General features: G+C 75.6%; 15 protein-coding genes and 1 pseudogene. 7 read left to right on the forward strand and 9 right to left on the reverse strand.

Annotation, left to right across the window (positions count from 1 at the left end; translation table 11 throughout):
• The first annotated feature begins 86 nt into the window (after positions 1-86).
• Positions 87-1,322, forward strand: coding sequence for an MFS transporter (locus tag ACZ6O5_RS02540; protein ID WP_465974139.1), 1,236 nt, complete (start codon positions 87-89; stop codon positions 1,320-1,322).
• A gap of 88 nt (positions 1,323-1,410) precedes the next feature.
• Complete coding sequence (locus tag ACZ6O5_RS02545; protein WP_281941778.1) at positions 1,411-1,743, forward strand: hypothetical protein; 333 nt, start codon at positions 1,411-1,413, stop codon at positions 1,741-1,743.
• A gap of 59 nt (positions 1,744-1,802) precedes the next feature.
• Here the strand turns inward: ACZ6O5_RS02545 and ACZ6O5_RS02550 are convergent, their stop codons facing one another.
• From ACZ6O5_RS02550 to ACZ6O5_RS02560, 3 genes are read right to left on the reverse strand one after another with little or no spacing between them, the layout of a single operon-like run.
• Complete coding sequence (locus tag ACZ6O5_RS02550; protein WP_281941777.1) at positions 1,803-2,507, reverse strand: MBL fold metallo-hydrolase; 705 nt, start codon at positions 2,505-2,507, stop codon at positions 1,803-1,805.
• Positions 2,508-2,547: 40 nt separating this feature from the next.
• A complete protein-coding gene (gene crcB / locus ACZ6O5_RS02555) occupies positions 2,548-2,910 on the reverse strand; it encodes a fluoride efflux transporter CrcB (RefSeq protein ID WP_465974140.1) in 363 nt (120 codons plus the stop codon).
• On the reverse strand, positions 2,907-3,410 hold the full coding sequence (locus ACZ6O5_RS02560) for a FluC/FEX family fluoride channel (protein WP_465974141.1): 504 nt from the start codon (positions 3,408-3,410) through the stop codon (positions 2,907-2,909). Before ACZ6O5_RS02560 ends, crcB begins: the two co-directional genes overlap by 4 nt.
• Before the next feature lie 288 nt (positions 3,411-3,698).
• Between ACZ6O5_RS02560 and paaK the strand changes: the two genes are divergently transcribed.
• The gene (paaK, locus tag ACZ6O5_RS02565) at positions 3,699-5,006 is read left to right on the forward strand and encodes a phenylacetate--CoA ligase PaaK (protein ID WP_465974142.1); all 1,308 of its coding nucleotides are present in this window, start codon (positions 3,699-3,701) and stop codon (positions 5,004-5,006) included.
• A gap of 1 nt (position 5,007) precedes the next feature.
• Positions 5,008-5,448, forward strand: coding sequence for a hydroxyphenylacetyl-CoA thioesterase PaaI (gene paaI / locus ACZ6O5_RS02570; RefSeq protein WP_465974143.1), 441 nt, complete (start codon positions 5,008-5,010; stop codon positions 5,446-5,448).
• Positions 5,449-5,611: 163 nt separating this feature from the next.
• Here paaI and ACZ6O5_RS02575 read toward each other — a convergent pair whose 3' ends face one another.
• Positions 5,612-8,617 carry an AAA family ATPase gene (locus tag ACZ6O5_RS02575; protein WP_465974144.1) on the reverse strand — a complete coding sequence of 1,002 codons (3,006 nt, stop codon included), beginning with the start codon at positions 8,615-8,617 and terminating at the stop codon, positions 5,612-5,614.
• Between the two features lie 189 nt (positions 8,618-8,806).
• Here ACZ6O5_RS02575 and ACZ6O5_RS02580 point away from each other — a divergent pair, with 189 nt between their 5' ends.
• The 3 genes from ACZ6O5_RS02580 to ACZ6O5_RS02590 all read left to right on the forward strand — a co-directional run bounded on the left by ACZ6O5_RS02580 (position 8,807) and on the right by ACZ6O5_RS02590 (position 14,840).
• Positions 8,807-11,737 carry a helix-turn-helix transcriptional regulator gene (locus tag ACZ6O5_RS02580; RefSeq protein ID WP_465974145.1) on the forward strand — a complete coding sequence of 977 codons (2,931 nt, stop codon included), beginning with the start codon at positions 8,807-8,809 and terminating at the stop codon, positions 11,735-11,737.
• Positions 11,738-11,847: 110 nt separating this feature from the next.
• Positions 11,848-12,618 carry a DUF5995 family protein gene (locus ACZ6O5_RS02585; protein ID WP_465974146.1) on the forward strand — a complete coding sequence of 257 codons (771 nt, stop codon included), beginning with the start codon at positions 11,848-11,850 and terminating at the stop codon, positions 12,616-12,618.
• A gap of 125 nt (positions 12,619-12,743) precedes the next feature.
• On the forward strand, positions 12,744-14,840 hold the full coding sequence (locus ACZ6O5_RS02590) for an APC family permease (protein ID WP_465974147.1): 2,097 nt from the start codon (positions 12,744-12,746) through the stop codon (positions 14,838-14,840).
• A gap of 186 nt (positions 14,841-15,026) precedes the next feature.
• Here ACZ6O5_RS02590 and ACZ6O5_RS02595 read toward each other — a convergent pair whose 3' ends face one another.
• The 5 genes and pseudogenes from ACZ6O5_RS02595 to ACZ6O5_RS02615 all read right to left on the reverse strand — a co-directional run bounded on the left by ACZ6O5_RS02595 (position 15,027) and on the right by ACZ6O5_RS02615 (position 19,545).
• A complete protein-coding gene (locus ACZ6O5_RS02595; RefSeq protein ID WP_091574126.1) occupies positions 15,027-15,233 on the reverse strand; it encodes a hypothetical protein in 207 nt (68 codons plus the stop codon).
• A gap of 117 nt (positions 15,234-15,350) precedes the next feature.
• A complete protein-coding gene (locus ACZ6O5_RS02600; protein ID WP_465974148.1) occupies positions 15,351-16,553 on the reverse strand; it encodes a low temperature requirement protein A in 1,203 nt (400 codons plus the stop codon).
• Between the two features lie 303 nt (positions 16,554-16,856).
• Positions 16,857-17,342: pseudogene (locus tag ACZ6O5_RS02605) on the reverse strand (helix-hairpin-helix domain-containing protein); the annotation flags it as partial.
• Between the two features lie 919 nt (positions 17,343-18,261).
• Positions 18,262-18,609 (reverse strand): TcmI family type II polyketide cyclase, encoded by a 348-nt coding sequence (locus ACZ6O5_RS02610; protein ID WP_357297193.1) that lies wholly within the window; start codon positions 18,607-18,609, stop codon positions 18,262-18,264.
• A gap of 96 nt (positions 18,610-18,705) precedes the next feature.
• The gene (locus tag ACZ6O5_RS02615; protein WP_465974149.1) at positions 18,706-19,545 is read right to left on the reverse strand and encodes an AfsR/SARP family transcriptional regulator; all 840 of its coding nucleotides are present in this window, start codon (positions 19,543-19,545) and stop codon (positions 18,706-18,708) included.
• Positions 19,546-19,592: the final 47 nt, after the last annotated feature.

Below are 19,592 nucleotides of genomic sequence, written 5' to 3' on the forward strand. Positions count from 1 at the left end.
GGTAAGGGGTGGGAGCGCTTGTGGTGGTAGCGCTCTCAGGTGTGCGATGGTCGTCGGGAACCATCCGGGGAAGGGACTACCGCACCGTGAGCAACGCCCTCGACGCGCCGGCCGCGTCACGGCCACCGGCCTTCCGGCCGGTGCTGACCGCCCGCAACGGCGTCGCCGTCGTCTTCGCCCTCAACGGGCTCGCGGTGGCGAGCTGGTTCTCCCGGGTGCCGGCGGTCCGGGAGGCGCTCGGCCTCAGCCCGAGCCGGCTCGGCCTGCTGCTGCTCTGCATGTCGGTGGGCGCGCTGCTGGCCATGCCCGCCGCCGGTCTGGTCACCCAGCGGATCGGCCCGGCCCGCACGGTGGTCGTGGCGACCGTGCTGGTCGCGCTCGGCATGACGGTGGCCGGTCTCGCCACCGGCCTGGCTGGTTGGGCGGTAGGCGTCGGGCTCGGGATCGCCGCGTTCGGCTTCGGCTCCGGCCTGTGCGACGTGGCGATGAACGTCGAGGGCGCGGTCGTGGAGAGGCGGATCGGCCGGACGATCATGCCCCGCTTCCACGCCGCCTGGAGTCTCGGCTCGGTGGCCGGGGCCGGGCTCGGCGCGGGGGCGGCCCGGCTCGACGTGCCGATCGAGGTGCACCTGCCGGTCCTGGCGGTGCTGATCCTGACCGGCACGCTGCTCGGGGCGCGGGCGTTCCTGTCCGCGCCGGCCGAGTCGACGGGCGCGGGCGAGCCGGCGGCCCGGCGGCGGGCGCTGCTGACCGCCTGGCGGGAGCCGCGCACCCTGCTGGTCGGCCTGCTGGTGCTGGTCATGGCGTTCACCGAGGGCAGCGCCAACGACTGGCTGGCGGTGGCGTTCGTCGACGGTTACGGCGTCGACGAGGCGGTCGGCGCCGCGGTGTTCGGCGTGTTCGTGGTCGGTATGACGCTGGGCCGGACCCTCGGCACGATCGCCATCGACCGCTGGGGACGGGTGCCGGTGCTGTTCGGCACCATCGGGCTCGCCGCCGTCGGCGCCGCCCTGGCCGTGCTGGCCGGCTCCGGTCCGCTGGCAGTGGTCGGCGTGGCGTTGTGGGGGATCGGCGCGTCGCTCGGCTTCCCGGTCGGGATGAGCGCCGCCGCCGACGACGAGGAGAGGGCCCCGGCCCGGGTCAGCGTGGTCGCGGTGATCGGCTACACCGCGTTCCTCGCCGGGCCGCCGCTGCTCGGCTTCCTCGGCGACCACCTCGGCGTGCTGAACGCGCTCGGCCTGGTGCCGCTGCTCCTGCTGCCCACGCTTGCGCTGGTGCCGGTGCTGCGCGCGCCGGCCGGAGCGGACCGACCGGCCCGCTGAGCGGCTCAGCCGACTCCCACTACGCTCCCAGGCCCCTGCCAGCCGCGCGTGCTGCACTGGACTCCGACGCCGAGGAGAGGAGGCGGGCATGGGCTGGTTCAGCCGACGGGCCGCCGAGCCGACAACGCCGACGAAGCTCGACCGCGAGGCGAACCGGGAGGATCTGGCGCAGCTGGAGGCGTTCGTGGCCAGCCGGCGCGGGGTCGAGTTCTATCTGGAACCGGAGACCACCGCCACCGACACCACGGTGGTCGCCATCGCCCACGACGGGGAGTGGATCCGCCGCCGCACCGGCTCGCCCCGGGTCGCCGGCAAGATCGCCCAACGGCACGCGGTGCCGCTCTACGAGGCGGCCCGCACCGGCTACCCGGAGCGGATGCGGGCCTGGAACCGGGCGCACCCGGAACGCCACGCACGCTGACCTGCGGCCCGGCCGGTCCGCGCCGGGTCATCGCGGTCGCGGGGTGTGCCGGCGGCCTCTCACTCGCCGAGCGCGGCCCGGGCCTGGTCCCGGCCCAGCGGCTCGTCGTGCGCGGAGACGTACCACTCGACGTGCTCGGAGAGCAGGCTCCGGGCCAGCGCCAGATCCGGCCCGTCGGTCGGGCCGCGTTCGTGCAGCGGGGGCGGGTACCAGCAGTCGCCGAGCAGCAGCACCCGGGAGTCCGGCACCAGCACCACCGTCGAGTCGGGGGCGTGCCGGCCACCGACGTGCCGCAGCACCACGCCGGTGGGCAGCATCAGCTCGTCGGTGAACGTGCGGGTCGGCGGCAGCACCGCGAAACCGTCCCAGTCGTCCACGGCGAGCGCCCGCGCCCGGTAGCTGGGCCCGAGCCGTGGCTCGGCGCGGACCCGCTCCCGCAGGTGACGGTGGCTCCACGGGCGGGCCGCCTCGGCGCGCAACGGCGCGACTCCGGCCTCGTGCCCGACGATCTCCACACCCGGCCAGGCGCAGGCGCCCCAGACGTGGTCCCAGTGGTGGTGGGTGTAGACCAGCCAGCGCGGCTCCGGCAGCCGGGCGGCGGCGATCCCGGCACGGATCTCCCGGGCGTGCGCGGGACTGTGGCCGGCGTCGACGAGCACGCTGCCGCGATCGTCGGCGACCACCGCCACGGTGGGCCGCACCGCGCCCGGGTCGGGGTCGCCGGGGAACAGCCAGACCCGGTCGGCCAGGTGGCGCAGCTCCATGGCGGGATGCTATCGCCGCCCGCCCCCGCCGGCTGCCCCGTCAGCCGGTGAACGCGGCGGCCGACGCGTACCCGGCGAAGGCCGCGCCGAGCCCGGCGACCACACTGACCAGCACATTCGCGTACGCGTGGAGACGCGCGCCGGTGCGGGCCAGCCGCAGCGTCTCGTAGCTGAGCGTGGACCAGGTGGTCAGCGCGCCGCAGAAGCCGGTGCCGACCAGCGCGGTCACCGCGGGATCGGCCGGCACCGCCAGCACCGCGCCGAGCAGCAGCGAGCCGGCCACGTTGACGGTCAGCGTGCCCCACGGGAACGCGGAGTCGTGCCGGGCCTGCACCGCCCGGTCGGTGAGGTAGCGCAGCGGAGCGCCGAGCGCCGCGCCGAGCGCGATCCAGAGGACGGTCACCGGGCCTCCCCGTGCCGGGCGGCCAGCAGCCGGCCGGTCACCACGTCCCCGACGGCGACCGCCAGCAGCGCGGCGAGCACGGTCATGGCCAGGTAGCCCAGTGCCGTGCCCGGCGCGCCGGCGGTCACCAGACGTTGCGCGTCGACCGCGTACGCGGAGAACGTGGTGAACCCGCCGAGCACGCCGACGCCGAGGAACGGCCGGACCAGCGGCCCGGCCGGCCGGGCGGTGAGGACCGCCATCAGCACGCCGATCAGCAGGCACCCGGTGACGTTGACGCCGAACGTGGCCCAGGGGAGACCGGTGGGCGGGTGCGGCGCGGCGGCCTGCGCGCCGGCGCGGGCCAGTGCGCCGAGCACGCCGCCGGCGGCGATCACGCCGAGCACCGCCGCCGGGTGCGCGGTCAGCTCCGTCCGGTCGGCGGGTACGCGGAGATCGACGTCCGGATCGACGCGGGACTCGGGCGGTCGTCTCACGGTGCCTCCCACCAGGACGGGCATCACTGGCAGGGACCGTTGGCGTGGTCGCGGTTCTCCCGCCGTCTCCCGGGACGGCGGGCCCCACCGCCGGCTCACCGAGCATAACCCGCCCCGCCCGGCCCCCCGCGCCTCCTCGTCGATCTTGCAGTATCGGCCCCGACGAAGGGCGCGAACCGTCCGGGCGAAGGGCGGTAACCGCAAGATCGGCGAGGAGATGGCGTTGACCTGGCAGGGTGGGCCGTACGGGCGTACGGTGAGCGGGTTCCCGCCCGGCGCGGCGGCGTCGGGCCCGTCGCGCAGGAGGCAACCGTGCAGGACCGCACCCCTCGTCCGGACGAGCTGGATCCCGCCGAGCGGATCGGCGTCGACGAGCTGCGGGCGCTCCAACTGGACCGGTTGCGCCACTCGCTGCGGCACGCGTACGCGCACGTGCCGCACTACCGGCGCGCGTTCGACGCCGCCGGCGCCCACCCCGACGACGTCCGCGACCTGGCCGACCTGGCCCGCTTCCCGTTCACCGCCAAGGCCGAGCTGCGGGAGAACTACCCGTTCGGCATGTTCGCCGTGCCCCGGGAGCGGATCGCCCGGCTGCACGCCTCCTCCGGCACCACCGGACGCCCCACCGTGGTCGGCTACACCCGCGCCGACCTGGACACCTGGGCCACCCTGATGGCGCGCTCGATCCGGGCCGCCGGCGGCCGGCGCGGCGACCGGGTGCACGTCGCGTACGGCTACGGCCTGTTCACCGGCGGCCTGGGGGCGCACTACGGCGCCGAGGAGTTGGGTTGCACCGTCATCCCGGTCTCCGGCGGCATGACCGAGCGGCAGGTCATGCTGATCCGTGACCTCGAACCGGAGGTCATCATGGTCACCCCCAGCTACATGCTTGCCATCGTGGACGAGATGGAACGCCAGGGCGTCGACCCGCGCGCCACCTCGCTGCGGGTGGGCATCTTCGGGGCCGAGCCGTGGACCGAGGACATGCGCCGGGAGTTGGAGCAGCGGCTGGACCTGCACGCGCTGGACATCTACGGCCTGTCCGAGGTGATGGGCCCCGGCGTGGCGGTCGAGTGCGTGGAGACCAAGGACGGCCTGCACCTGTGGGAGGACCACTTCTACCCCGAGATCATCGACCCGGTCACCGGCGCGGTGCTGCCCGACGGCGAACGCGGCGAGCTGGTGCTGACGTCGCTGACCAAGGAGGCGATGCCGGTGGTCCGCTACCGCACCCGTGACCTCACCCGGCTGCTGCCCGGCACGGCCCGCCCCATGCGGCGGATCGAGAAGATCGCCGGACGCACCGACGACATGATGATCGTCCGGGGGGTGAACGTCTTCCCGACCCAGATCGAGGAGCTGATCCTGCGGGCGCCCGCGCTGTCGCCGCACTTCCAGTGCGTACTCGACCGGCAGGGACGGCTGGACACCCTCACCGTCCACGTCGAGCGCCGCGCCGGCGCCGCCGAGGCCGACGCGGAGCGGGCCGGGGTGGCCCTGGTCGAGCAGGTCAAGAACACCATCGGCGTCTCCGTGGCGGTCCGGGTGATCGAGCCGGACGGGGTGGAACGCTCGATGGGCAAGATGCGCCGCATCGTCGACCAGCGGCGGGAGCACTGAGATGACGGACGACGGCGGGCGTACCGCGGCCCACGACATGTTCGACGCCGACGTCGCCTCGACCGGGCTCGGCATCGAGCTCGTCTCGGCCGGCGACGGCGCGGCAGTGGCCCGGATGCGGGTCACCCCGGCGATGCTCAACGGGCATGCGATCGGCCACGGCGGTTTCGTGTTCCTGCTCGCCGACACCGCGTTCGCGCTGGCCTGCAACAGCCACGGTCCGGCCACCGTGGCCGCCGGGGGCGAGATCACCTTCCTGCGCCCGGTGCGCGCGGGCGACGTGCTGGACGCGTACGCCACCGAGCGGGTCCGGCACGGCCGCAGCGGCATCTACGACGTCACCGTGCGACGCGGCGACGAGGTGGTGGCCGAGTTCCGGGGACGCAGCCGGGTCGTCGCCCGCGACGTGTCCGCCCCGGCCACTTCGCCGATCTTGGACTAGTGGCGCCAAGGTGTGTCGGTTTACTCCTGGTATCGGACGTGCCACTACTCCAAGATCGATGAACGGCGCGCGTGGCGCCACCGGCCGATTGCCGGGCGCGACTGATTCCGGCCGCTGCCCGGGCCGGAGTGGCCCCGTGCCCGCTCCGACCCGGACGCGACCGTCAGGCCGCCAGCCCGAGCGCGGCGTCGGGCGGCGTCGGTGTTCGCCGACCCCGGTCCGCTCGTTCGGGCGGGCCGGTCACCCAGCCGACCCGTGCCGAGCCGCCCGGTGCGACCCGTGCCGGGCCGCCGACCCGTGCCGGGCTGTCAGGTGCGACCCGTGCCGGACCGTCGACCCGTGCCGGGCTGTCAGGTGCGACCCGTGCCGGACCGACCGGTGCGACCCGCGCCGCCCCGCCCGGCCGGTACGGGGCCGGGGAACCCGGTTGGGTCCGCCCGTCCCCACTGGCCGGAGCGTCCGGTTGCCCGATGCTGACGGCACCGTTCCGTCGCCCGGCGCCGGTCGGAGTGTCCCGTTGCCCGAGGTCGACCGACGGGTTCCGCGGCCCGATCTCCCTCCGTGACGGGTCGGCCCGGGTGCCGGCCGCGTCGGCGTACCCCGATCGCTCCGTCGCCGACCGGCGTGCGTCGGCCCCGTCCGGTCCGGGCGGCGGGACGGGCGCCGGTCGGGCCCCTCCACCCGACCGGCGCGACCGCCCCGCCCCGAGCGGGCAGGTCACCCGCTCCTCGGCGTCCCACCCGGGGACGCCGGTCCCCACCGGCGCCGGCAGGCCCGCGGCGGGAGCCTCGCCCGGCCGATCGGCTACCTGGCGCACCACGCCGACACCCGGACGGCCGCTGATCCCCCGGTCAGCGACGCCGACCCCCGTGCCGATACCCGGACGGCCGCTGATCCCTCTGTCAGCGATGCCGGCCCCCGTGCCGATGCCGGCCCCCGTGCCGATGCCGGTCCCCGTACGGGCCCCCCGCCCGACGCCGGTTCCTGTCCGGGTCCAGGCTCCCCACCCGATATCGGTTCCCGCCCCGATGCTGGACCCGGCGTCGACGCGCGCTCCGACGACCGCGCCGGAGCGCGCGACGGTCGCCGGCCCAGGGGTGGCCCCGGACCGGACGGCGACGGGTACGCCGATGCGGTCGGCGCGGATCGCCGGCACCGGCCCACCGCTGGTCAGCCGGCGGACGAAGTCCGCCCGCACCGCACGCGGCAACCGGTGCGCGGCCACCCGGGCCACCACCGGCTCGACGATCGTCCAGCCGCCCGAGCCGCCCGAGCCGCCCGAGCCGCCCGAGCCGCCCGAGCCGCCCGAGCCGCCCGAGCCGCCCGAGCCGCCCGAGCTGCCCGAGCCGCCCGAGCTGCCCGGGATAGCCGAGCTGCCCGGGATAGCCGAGACACCCGAGATGCCCGAGCCGCCCGAGGCGGCGGCACGGCGCGAGCCGACACCGGTGCGCCGGACGCCCACGCCCGCTCCGGTGTCCGAATCCGCCCACTCGCGCGCACCGCCCGGCGCGGTCCCGTCCGCGCCCGCGTTTCCGCCGGCCCCCGGGACGGCGCCGGTGCGGCGGAGCAGGCCGGCCGCGGCCAGGGCGCGCAGCACCGGCCCGGCCTGGCCGGCCGGCCAGGCGAGCATCCGCTCGACGGTCGCCGTGGTGACCGGGCTGCCGACCACCGCGCCCGCCATCAGCACCGCGCGCTGCGCGCCGTCCAGCCGGTCCAGCCGGGCGTCCACCAGTCGGCGGACCGGTGCGGGTACCCCGGCTGGCTCACCCTCCGCCGCGTCGGCCGCCGCGTACGCGCTCGCGACGGCCGGGTTGCCGCCGACCAGCGGCAGCAGCGCGGCGGCCAGCGCGGCGGGCCGGCCGGTCCGGTCCAGCAGGTGCCGCAGCAGGCGGCCGGTGTCCCGCGCGCCCAGCGGCGGCAGCCAGATCCGCAGCCGCCGGGCGACCGGCGCCGGCCGCGGGTCGGCGTGGCCGGCGCCGTGGGTGGTGACCACCGCGAGCGCCAGCCCGCGGTCGCCGGCCGCGGCGTACAGCTGGCCCAGGAACCGGTGCAGTGCCGGCGCGGCCCGGTCCAGGTCGTCCACCGCCACCACCACCGGGCTTCCGGCGGCCCGGTCGAGCAGCAGCTCGCGGGCGGCCACCGCGGCCCGGGCCGCCGCCGCGGCGTCGCGCGGCGCGGCGAGGAACGCGGCCAGCGCCGGGCTGGTCGCGGCCCATCCGGCCGCGCCCGGGGCCGAGCCGGGCAGCGGGCGTACGGTGGCCGGTCGGTCGGTCGCATCCGGGGTGAGCAGCGCGCGGACCAGGTCGGCCAGCGGCGCCAGGTCCCCCTCCGGGTACGGCGGGCAGTGCGCCACGCACCAGCGCACCGCTGTGCCGTCCACGCGCGTCACGGCGCGGGTCAACTCGTGCAGCAGTCGGCTACGCCCGCTGCCGGGCGGCCCGGTCACGGAGATCCACCCTGGCCGGCGTTCGCGCAGCGCCCGGGTCACCGCGTCGGCCGCGCCGGCCAGTTCACGCCGGCGGCCCACCAGCGGGCCACGGTGTCGGGCCGGCTGGTACGGGGACGCCCCGGTCACCCGCCAGACGTCCAGCGGCAGCGTCTTGCCGGCCATCGTCGCGGTCGCGAGTGGACGCTGCTCCACGAGGCCGGCGACCGCCCGCCGGGTGACCGGGCAGACGACCACGCCGCCCGGCGGCGCGTACTCCTGGAGCCGGGCGGCGGTGGTGATCACCGCGCCGCTGGCCGCGCCGTGGCCGCCGTCGCGGGCGCCGGTCAGGTCCACCAGCACCTCGCCCGTCGCCACGCCGACCCGCACCCGCAGCCGGGCGTCGCCCGGCGACCGCCGGTCCAGCGCCGCCTGGATCTCCAGCCCGGCCCGCACCGCCCGGTACGCGTCGAAGCCGTCGCAGCCGGGCGCGCCGAACAGCGCCATCACGGCGTCGCCGACGTACTTCTCCACCACGCCCCGCCACCGGCGCAGCACGCCGGATACGGTGCCGAAGTAGACCCGTTGCAGCGTCCGCACGTCCTCCGGGTCGAGCCGTTCCACCAGGCCGGTCGAGCCGACGATGTCGACGAAGAGCACCGTGACGGTGCGGCGTTCCTCCGGTACCGGCCAGAGCGCCGCGCGGGCGGCCTCCCGACTCGCCACGGGCGTGGTGATCACCATCGCACCCACCCTTTCCCTGGTCCGGTCCCCGACGACCTCCGGACACTTTCACCACCGGGCCCTCGGGGGATCGGTAGGACGACGTATGTCGGCCACGCGCAACCGTTAGTCGTGTTGTCGACGCGGGAGGTACCACAGGGCCCGCAACGCCGTAGAACGGTGCGGGGACCTGTGACTAGGCTGCGTCCCATGGCCAGCGACGTGGACTCCGCACCGCTCGTCGGCCGCGCCGGGACCGTGGCGACGCTGCGCTCGGCGCTGCTCGACGACGTCGCCCCGGGGCACACCGCGGCGGTCTTCCTCACCGGCGAGAGCGGGGTGGGCAAGACCCGGCTGCTGAGCGAGGTCGGCGAGCAGGTGCGGCAGGCCGGCGCGCTAGTCCTCACCGGCACCTGCCTCGACATCGGCGACGCCTCGCCGCTGCACCCGGTGCGCCAGGCGCTGCGGCGGCTCGACGCCGATCTGGCCGAGGCGCGCACCACCTCGGCGGTCCGGGGCCTGTTGCAGGTGTTCGACGAGGAGACCCCCGGCCCGGACGGTGCGGGCGCACTGCTGGAACGGGTCGCCCAGGGGCTGCACCTGGTGGCCGGTGGCCGGCCGCTGGTGCTGGTGCTCGACGACCTCCAGTGGGTCGACCGGAGCACCCGTCAGCTCCTGCTCTATCTGCTCGCCGGCCTGGGCGACCTGCAACTGTCCGTGCTGGCCGCGATCCGCGCGGAGTCGCTGCGGGGCGCGCACCCGCTGCGCCGGGTGCTCGCCGAGCTGCGCCGGTTGCGTTCCGTCCAGGTGGTCGACCTGCTCCCGCTGGACCGGGCCGGCACGGACGAGCTGGCCACCGCGATCGTCGGCGCCCCGCTGCCGCCGGAGGCCGCCGACCAGCTGTGGCAGCGCAGCGGCGGCAACCCGTTCGTGGTGGAGGAGCTGGCCCGCGACCGGCGGGACGGTCGCGACGGCCTCTCCGACACGCTGCGTGAGGTCTTCCTGGGCCGGGTCGACGCGCTGCCCCAGCCGGCGCACGCCGTGGTCCAGGCGGTCGCCGCCGGCGTCGAGCCGGTCGAGCACTGGCTGCTGGCGCAGGTGGTGCGGTTGCCCGAGGACGAGCTGCTCGACGCGGTGCGCGAGGCGGTGGCGCACCGCCTGCTGGTCGGCGCCGACGACGGCTACCGGCTCCGGCACCGGCTGGTCGCCGAGATCCTGGCCGACGCGCTGCTGCCCGCCGAGCGGGCCGCGCTGCACCGCCGCTACGCCGAGGCGCTCACCGCCGCCCCGGCCGAGCTGCACCAGGCCCGGCTGGCCCACCACTGGCGGCAGGCCGGCGAGCCGGCCCGGGCGCTGCCGGCGGCGATGGCCGCCGCCCGCGAGGCGGAACGGCTGCACGGGTACGCCGAGGCGCACCGCCACTGGTCGACCGCGTTGACGCTGGCCGCCACGCCGGCCGCGGTGCCGCCCGACGGCGGGCGGCCGGCACCCGTCGAGGTGGACCGCGCCGAGCTGCTCAGCCACGCCGCGGAGGCCGCGCACCACAGCGGCGAGCACGCCCGGGCGCTGACCCTGCTGGCGGAGCTGTCCGCCGATCCGGCCGGCCCGCCGACCTGCGCGTTGCACATCCGCCGGGCACGCTACCTGGCCGCCGCCGGCCGGTCCGCGCCGGCCGAGGAGGAGTACCGGCGGGTGCTCTCCGCCGCCGACTGCTCGCCGCACGAGCGGTGCACCGCCGCCGCCCGCCGGGCCGAGCTGCTGCTGCACCTGGGGCGCTACGCCGAGGCCGGCGAGCAGGCCCGGGAGGCGCTCGACCTGGCCGCCGGCGTGCCCGGCTGCACCTCCGAGGTGGTGCTGGCCAGCTCCGCGCTCGGCTTCAGCGAGGCGTTCCTGGGCGACCCGGCGGACGGGCTGACGGGGATGCGCCGGGCGCTGGAGACCGCCGAGTCCTCCGGCCGGCCGGAGGACGTGGCCTGCGCGTACCTGCACCTGGCGGAGCTGCTCACCGGGCCGCTCAACATCCTGGAGGAGGGTGTCGTGGTGGCCCGCCGCGGCGCCGAGCGCGTCGCCGAGCTGGGTCTGGGCCGCACCTGGGAGACCCGGCTGCTGGCGGTGGCGACGAACGGGTTGTTCCGGGTCGGGCAGTGGGCGGAGGCGGAGAAGGTCGTCGCCGCCGCGCTGCGGCACCGGCCGTCCGGCGCGGACGCGGTCGAGCTGCTGCTGGCCCGGTGCCGGCTCTCCGTCGGGTACGGTGACGTCGAGGCCTCCGACCGTGACCTGGAGGCGGTCGCCACGGTGCTGGCCGGCGGCGGCGCTCGGCACGTGCTGCCGATGCTCATCCTGCGCGCCGGGCTGGCCATGTGGCAGGGCCGGCACGACCTGGCCCGGCAGGCCGTCCAGCGGGGCCTGACCGAGAGCCGCTCCGACGACGTCATCGTGCTGGCCACGCTGGCCTGGCACGGGCTGCGGGCCGAGGCCGAGGCGGCGGCCAGCCGGACGGTGGAGGTGGACCCGAACGCGGTGCGCCGGCTGCGCGAGGTGGTCGACCGGGTGACCCGCAAGAGCGCCCGGGCGGGCGCCCCGGTGCGGTACGTCGCGGACGGTTTCCTGGCGCTCTGCGACGCCGAGCTGAGCCGGCTCGACGACGGCCGGGGCGACCCCGAGCTGTGGGGCCGCTCGGCCACCGAGTGGGACCGGCGGCACCACCCCTATCCGGCGGCGTACTCCCGCCTGCGGCAGGCCGAGGCGCTGCTGTCCCGCCGCAGCCGGATGGCGACCGCCGGCAAGCTGCTGCGCCAGGCGCACGCGACGGCGCAGGCGCTCGGCGCGGTGCCGCTCAGCGCGGAGATCCGTACCCTGGCGGGTCGGGCCCGGGTGACCCTGGACGACGCGCCGGCGCCGGCGCCCCGGCCGCGCGCGGCGCCCGCCGTGCCGGCGGTGGACGAGCTGGCGGTGCTGACCGCGCGCGAGCGGGAGGTGCTCGCCGCGGTCGCCGAGGGGCTGACGAACAAGGAGATCGGCCAGCGGCTGTTCATCAGCGAGCGGACCATCGGCGTGCACGTGTCGCACATCTTCGACAAGCTCCAGGTCCGGACCCGGGTGCAGGCCAGCGCCATCTTCCTGCGCAACCGTCCGGAATAGACGTACGCCGAATACGTCGTTCTACTGATCCGACCCACGCCCGGCGGCTGGCAGGCTGTCCGCTGGAGTCGGATGGCGTCGTGGGGGGCGCCGACCATCGTGGAGGAGAGATGACCGAACCGGTCTGGGGTCCCGTGCACCAGGACATCGTCGGGTTGCTCGCCGACCACCCCGCCGACGTGCCCGCGGTGGTCGACCACCTCACCAAGTTGCAGGACCTGCTGGTCCGGCTCCCGCCGCTGGAGACGAGCTGCCCGCTCGCCGACTTCAACCGGCTCTACCTGGTCATCACCAGCACGGTGCTCGACGGTCTCTACGAGGACCGGTTCGTCGATCCGGCGTTCCTGGCCCGGCTCGACGTGGAGTTCGCCGCCCGCTACTTCGAGGCGCTGCGGTTCTGGACCGACTCCAGCCCGAGCACGCCGCGCGCCTGGTCGTGCCTGTTCCAGCGGATGCGTGGTCCGGACGCCCGGCCGCTGCCGTCGGCCGCCGCCGGGGTCAACGCGCACATCAACTACGACCTGCCGTTCGCGCTGGTGACGACGCTGGAGAGCCTGGAGTCCGAGCCGGTCGACGGCAGCGACCAGCACCGCGACTACCTGGAGATCAACAAGATCTTCGCGGAGCGGATCCCGGAGCTGCGCCGGGGCTACCTGGACCACTGGCAGCTCATGATCGACATGGTGAACGGCGACATCGACGACTGGTACCAGGGCGAGCTGGTGGAGTACACCCGCAACGTGGCGTGGCGCAACGCGCAGAAGATCTGGCACTGCCGCCACGACCCGGACGCCCGTGAGTGTGAGCGGACGCGGCTGGACGACAACGCCGCGCTGCTCGGCCGACTGCTGCTGTCGCCCCTCGGGGCGTTCCTGCAGTAGCCGGGACGGGGGGTCCCCGCGTCCCGCCGTCCGGGCGCGGGACGCGGGGACGCCGTCCGGTTCGTCCGTTCCCCCGATCCGGCATTCCGCCGGGGCGCGACCCGGGTACCGCCTACCGTCGGGGCATGGCGCAGGCACGGGACGGGGAGCAGCCCCGGCGTACGCGGGACCGCCGCCGCGAGGCGCACGCCGCCGCCGCGGCCCGGGCCGGCCGGTACGCCGAGCCCGGCGACCGGGCCACCCGCGCCCCGGGCACGCTGCCGGAGCGGGTGGCCGCGCCGGCCCGTCCGGCGGCCCCGGCCGACCGGCTGCACCGTTGGCTGTTCCAGCACCGGGTCGAGCCGGTCGGCCCGGAGGTCGGGGAGCACCAGGCGCGGGCCCACCCGTGGTGGCAGGTGATGTGCCTGACCGGCGTCGACTACTTCTCCACCCTGTCCTACCTGCCCGGCATCGCCGCGGTCGCGGCCGGCGCGCTGAGCCCGCTGGCCACGCTGCTCATCGTGGCGCTGACGCTGCTGGGCATGCTGCCGATGTACCGGCGGGTGGCCCGGGAGAGCCCGCACGGGCAGGGCTCGGTGGCCATGCTGGAGCGGTTGCTGCCGTTCTGGCGCGGCAAGCTCTTCGTGCTGGTGCTGCTCGGCTTCGTGGCCACCTCCTGGATCATCACGATCACGCTCTCCGCCGCCGACGCCAGCGTGCACCTGCTGGAGAACCCGGTGCTGCCCGCGTCGTTCCCGCACGGCACCACCGCCGCGGTGCTGGTGACGGTGGCGCTGCTGCTGGTGCTCGGCGGTGTCTTCCTGCTCGGGTTCAGCGAGGCCGTGCAGGTCGCCATTCCGCTGGTGGCGGTCTTCCTGGCGTTGAACGCGGTGGTGGTGGTCGCCGGGCTCGCCGGGGTGGCCGCGGACCCCGGGCTGCTCACCGACTGGACCGGCCGGCTGACCCGGGTCGGCGGCGCCGGCGACGTGCTGGCCACCAGCGTGCTCGCGTTCCCGTTGCTGGTGCTGGGGCTCTCCGGGTTCGAGACCGGGGTGAGCATGATGCCGCTGGTCCGCGGCGACGGCGCCGACCCGGAGCGCCGGCTCGCCGCCCGGATCCGCAGCACCCGTCGGCTGCTCACCACCGCCGCGCTGATCATGTCGGTCTACCTGGTCGCCACCACGTTCGTCACCACGGTGCTGATCCCGCCGGAGGCGTTCGCCCCCGGTGGGGCGGCGAACGGGCGGGCGCTGGCGTTCCTCGCCCACGAGCGCCTCGGCGAGGCGTTCGGCACCGTCTACGACATCAGCAGCGTGCTCATCCTCTGGTTCGCGGGCGCCTCGGCGATGGCCGGGTTGATCAACATCGTGCCCCGCTACCTGCCGTCGTACGGGATGGCGCCGGAGTGGGGACGGGCGGTCCGCCCGGTGGTGCTGGTCTACACCGCGATCAGCGTCGCCATCACGGTCGCCTTCTCCGCCGACGTCAACGCCCAGGCCGGCGCGTACGCCACCGGCATCCTGGCCATGATGGTCTCCGGCGCGATCGCGGTGACCATCTCGGCGGCGCGGGCCCGGCACCGGCGCGCCGCGGCCGGGTTCGCGCTGCTCACCGCCGTGCTGCTGTACGCGCTCGCGGAGAACGTGGTGGCGAAGCCGGACGGCATCACCATCTCCGGCTTCTTCATCGCCGGGATCGTCGCGGTCTCGTTGATCTCCCGGGTCACCCGGACCACCGAGCTGCGCGCCGAGCGGATCGAGTTCGACGGCCCGGCCCGCCGGTTCGTCGACGAGTCGGTCGCCCGGGACGGGCGGCTGCACGTCATCGCCAACAAACGGCAGAGCGGGTCGGTGAAGGAGTACCGGGTCAAGGAGCGGGCGCAGCGGTCGATGAACCCGGTTCCGGGCGCCGCCGACGTGCTCTTCCTGGAGATCGACGTCAGCGACCCGTCGCAGTTCAGCCAGGTGCTGCGGGTGTACGGGGTGGAGATCGGCGGGTACCGGATCCTGCGGGCCCGCAGCCCGGCCGCGCCGAACGCGATCGCGGCGATCCTGCTCGCGCTGCGCGACGCCACCGGGGTCCGCCCGCACTGCCACTTCGAGTGGTCGGAGGGGAACCCGATCGCCCACCTGCTGCGCTACCTGATCCTGGGGCGCGGCGACACGCCGCCGGTGGTGCGCGAGATCATCCGCAAGTCCGAGCCCGACCCCACCCGCCGCCCCGGCATCCACGTCGGCGGTTGAGGTTGAAGGAGGGGCCCCCGGTTAACGCCTCCGGTCGAGAGGGGAGCCCCTCTCACGCCCCGCACCGAAAGCCCAGCCTCCTAGGATGGCTTGGCGGGGGTGAGGGACGCCGCCCGGGGCACAGACCGGCCCGCGCTCGCTGGGCGGGCGCGGGCCGGGGGAGTGCGGGTACGGCGGGCGGCGGACCTACTTGGACGGCTCCGGAAGCTTGCAGTCGATCTTCGGGTTGGCGCCGATGTAGTTCAGCGGGCCGGCGACGATGGTGACCAGGATCGTGCCCGCCTCCGCGCAGTTGGTGTCGTCGTTGCCGTAGTAGCCGCGCTGCCCGGCGGCGATCGCGCCGATGATGAGCCAGATGACGACCAGGACGCCGACTATCGAGGTGCCGCGCATCAGTTGCCTCCACGGGGTTGTGGTGAGTTCGAGGTGGAGGGCATGTACCCCGCGCGGGTGATCCGCCAAACGGCGTGTCGGCCCCGGTACGGCCGATTCCGATTACCGGCCGGGAACTCAGTGCGGCGGCACCGGCTCCTCCGGCGGGCGGCCCCGGCTGCGCCGGTGGTCGGCCACGGCCACCCCGGCCAGCACCAGCATGGCGCCGACGGCGGCGTACACCGGCGCGAGGAACAGCAGTGCCGGCGCGATGCAGAGCAGCGTCAGGACACCGCCGGGGCGGGACAGCGACACCCGGCTGAACACCTCGTACTCGAAGGCGGCCCGACCGGTCAGGAACAGCGCCGGTCCGCCGAGGATGACCGCCAACCAGGCCGGCGGCGTACGTCCGGTCGGCTCCAGGAGCACCAGGTCGAAGCCGGCCGCGGTGGTCACCACCCCGGCCACCATCAACAGATGGGTGTACGGGGCGGTGGTGAGGAACCGGCTCGGTTGACTCGACCGGGCGATGGCCTCCGGCAGCAGCTCACCGGAGCGGTGCACGTAGACGCGCCAGAGCAGCAGCGTGGTGACGAACGCGGTGGCGAACGCAGCGATGTTCTCCACCTCGGAGTGGTGCAGGCTGAACACGGTGCCGGAGACCAGCACCGCGTCGCCCAACGCGATGATGAAGAACTGCTGGTAGCGCTCGGAGAGGTGCTCGGCGGTCACGTTGCGCTGGTCGTCCGGCACGGCGCCCAGACCGGGCACCGGATAGGCCAGCCGGAACCCGAGGTAGTCGACAGCCAGGGCCGAGGCCCAGAACCACGTCCGGGCGGTGCCGTGCGCCGCGACCGCGCCGATCAGCCAGGGCACCGCCGACACCCCGAACCAGACGAGGAGCCGGATGGCCCGGCGGCGGGTCTGCGGGTGCCGGCGGACCGCCGGCATGAGGAACAGGCCGCGTCCGAGATGGATCGCCACGTACGTGCCGGCGAAGACCAGCCCCCGGGCGCCGAACGCCTCCGGAATGGCGGTGGTCATCAGCAGCACGCCGAACATCACGGCCACCACCAGCAGCTTGATCTCCCCGCGCTGCGGATCGTAGAGGTCGGTGACCAGGCTGGTGATCGCCCACGTCCACCAGATCGCCATCAACATGATCAACGACTCGGCGGCCCGCTCCCAGCCGACGCCGCCGACCAGGTACCGCGAGATCAGCGCGAGCGCCACCACGTAGACCAGATCGAAGAAGAGTTCCAGCAGCGTCACCCGGCGGGACGCCTCGGGATCGCGGACCGGTGGTGGCCGGCCGGCGGGCTCCGGCGTCCGGGTGGGCACGAGTTGCTCCTGCGGTGGCGGGCTCGGTGTCGGCCGTCCCGCCCCTGCACAGACCGTAGCGAGACGCGTCGCCGTTCGTCAGATTTCCGGCATTCCGGCAGGGCCCGCGCGCTCCGTCGAGCCCGTGCGCCCACTCCGACGGGGCGCGTCGACCCGGCGGGCAGGTGGCGGGTCGGGCCGGTCCGGGGCGGTCGCCCTGGGCCGGCGGTGTCGGCCCGGGCCCCGGGCGCCGGCGCCGCGGTGGGTACACGCGTCGGGCCGGTGGCGACGATCGGTCACCACCGGCCCGGAACGGGGTACGGACTACTCGGCGCTGGCCGGCAGCACCTTGTCGGCCTCGGCGCGGGCACCGGCCAGCACCTTCGCCTGCTGGGGCCAGGTCGCCAGGCCGGGGGCGCCACGCAGACCGGCGGCCTTCACGGTCTCGCGCAGCGCGGCCTCGTCCAGCCCGGCCAGCTGACGGTAGGTGCGGATGCCGGCGTCCTGGAGGGCGGCGGCCAGCTTCGGCCCGATGCCCTGGATGCGGCGGAAGTCGTCCGGCGCCGCGGTGTCGGCCTGCGGCGGCGCGTCGTTCTCGACCGAGGTCCGCGGCATCGGCACGACCGGCACGACCGCCGGCTCGTCGGCCACGGGCGCCGGCTCGTTAGCGGGCTCCGGCTCGGCTGCGGCGGTGACGGGCGAGGCGGTGACGGGCGCGGCGGTGACGGGCGCGGCCTCGGTCTCGGGCGCGGTCACGGGCACGCCCGTGGTGGCGACCGTCTCGGGCCCGGTCGCGCCGACGGGCGCCGGAGTGGCGGTGACGGGCTCGGGCGCGGGAGAAGCGGCTACGGGCTCCAGCTCCGGTCCGGTCTCGGCCTCGGTGCGCTCGGTCTCGGCGGCGGCGGGCGTCGGCTCGGTGAGTGCCGAAGCGGTTCCGGCCGGTTCCGGGGTCGCCTCGCCGCGGGCCGGCTCGGCGGCGTCGGACGGCGTCACCGTCAGCGGTTCGTCGGCCGTCGTCGCCGGCTCCGTCGAGTCGGCCCGCAGCGAGTCGGTGGACCCCGAGTCGGAGGTGACCGAGTCGGAGGTGACCGAGCCGGAGGTGACCGAGTCGGAGGTGACCGAGTCGGAGGTGACCGAGTCGGAGGTGACCGAGGCGGAGGTGACCGAGGCGGTCACCGGCTCGTCGGCGGAACCGGCGGCGGTGACCACGACCGGCTCGGGCTCGCCGGTCGCGCCGTCGGCGGAGGCGTCGGCGGCGTGGGTGGCGGGGGCGTCCGTGTCGGCCGGGGCGGGCTGGTCGGTCACCGCGGCGGGGACCGGCGTCTCGTCGACCACGGCGGCCGGCTGCGCCTCGTCGACGGTGGCGGTCACCGTGGCCGGGCCGGCGGCACCGTCCACGGTGGGCGTGGCCGCGCCGGCGCCGGCCCGACGGCCGCTCACCACCCAGCCGACGCCAAGTCCGATGAGCAGGGCCAGGATCACGAGCAGCCACTGCCCGAAGCTCGACGGCATGGCCAACCTCCTTGTATGTACGTGCACGACGGTCGCGAGAAAGCTCGGGGCAGCTTTGCACACGTGCGCGCGGCACGACAGGCAGGTCGGCGCTGGGTGCCGACGGTGGGACCGATCCTGCCGGCCGGTGGCCGGAGGATGACCGTGGGTGCGGGAGGCACCCCGGGACCTGGTGCCGTGCGCGGTCCCGGGGTGCCTCGTCCGTGGCCCGGTCCGGTCAGCGGATCCGGTCGGGCATGGGGGCGTCGGCGGTGTCCCAGCTGTAGAAACAACCTGCCACGGCGTCGCGGGGCGAGTGCCAGGTCGGCAGGTACGGCGAGGTGTGCGCGGACAGCCGTTCGTTGACGCGCTGGTAGAGCGGGTGTTCGCGCAGGTCGGCGGTCGGGTCCGGGGCGACGTCGACGGTCTCCATCAGATGGACGCACAGGTCGTGGAGGTAGTACAGCGACCGGTGCCGGATCCCGGTGAGCCGGGGCAGCTCGGTCGCGTCGGACTCGGCGAAGATCTGGGCCACCCGGCCCTGCGACCCGGGCACGATCCGGCTGACCACCAACAGTCGACTCATCGCAGACCCCTTCCGCCGCGCTGCTGCCGCGTCGACCACCGGCCGGACGGCGGCGGTCGCGGGTCCCACGATGCCGGGGCGGGTGTCACCTCGCCGTCACGGCGTACCCCTCGGCATTGATGGGGGTGGCGACGCCGCGCCGCGCGGGTGCGGCGCCGGGCCGCGCGGCGCGGCGTTGGCGGGCCGACCGGCAGGCCGCTGCGGCGGATCCGGCCGGCTGGCCCGGCGGATCGGGGCGAGTGTGTCGTCGAGCAGCGCGGTCATGGCCGGGGAGGGTTCCAGGCGCAGCTCGCGCAGGAGCAGGTCCCGGTAGACGTAGAACGCGTGCACGGCCTCGAACGCGTTGCCCTCGGCCAGGTGGATGCGGACGACCAGGCGGTGCGGGGTCTCGCGCAGCGGCTCGGCGGCCAGCGCCTCCAGCGCCGCCTCGAGCGCCTCGCCGTGCCGGCCGGCGGCGAGGTGGTTGCCGGCGAGTTCCTCCAGCATGTGCAGGCGTAGCTGGCGCAGCCGTTCGCGTTCCAGCAGCACCCAGTCGTCGTACCAGCCGGGGAGCAGGTCGTGCCGGCCGGTGCCGGCGGCGCCGCGGGGCGTCATGCCGTCGCGGACCCGGGCGGCGGCCTTGACCAGCTCGTCCACGTCGAGGTGGACGGTGGGGCCGAGGCGGACCGTGTCACCGTCGGTGCGTAGCGGGCAGCACGGGTCCTGGCGGAGCCGCCACAGCGCGGTACGCAGCGACGAGAGCGCCCGCTCCTCGGGGGTCTCGGGCCAGAGCAGCCCGGCGAGGTGGCTACGGGTCGCGGCCGGACGCAGCCCGATCAGGGCGATGACCCGTTGCAGGCCGCGGGGCACCACCACCGGCACGCCGTCGTGCAGCAGTTGGAAACCGCCGAGCAGGTGCAGCGCCACGCGGGGGGCGGGATCCCCCGCCGTCGGCATCCTCGATCCACCGGACACGGCGCACCCCCCAGCACCGGAACCTGAGT

The organism is Micromonospora sp. NPDC049201, from assembly GCF_055586805.1.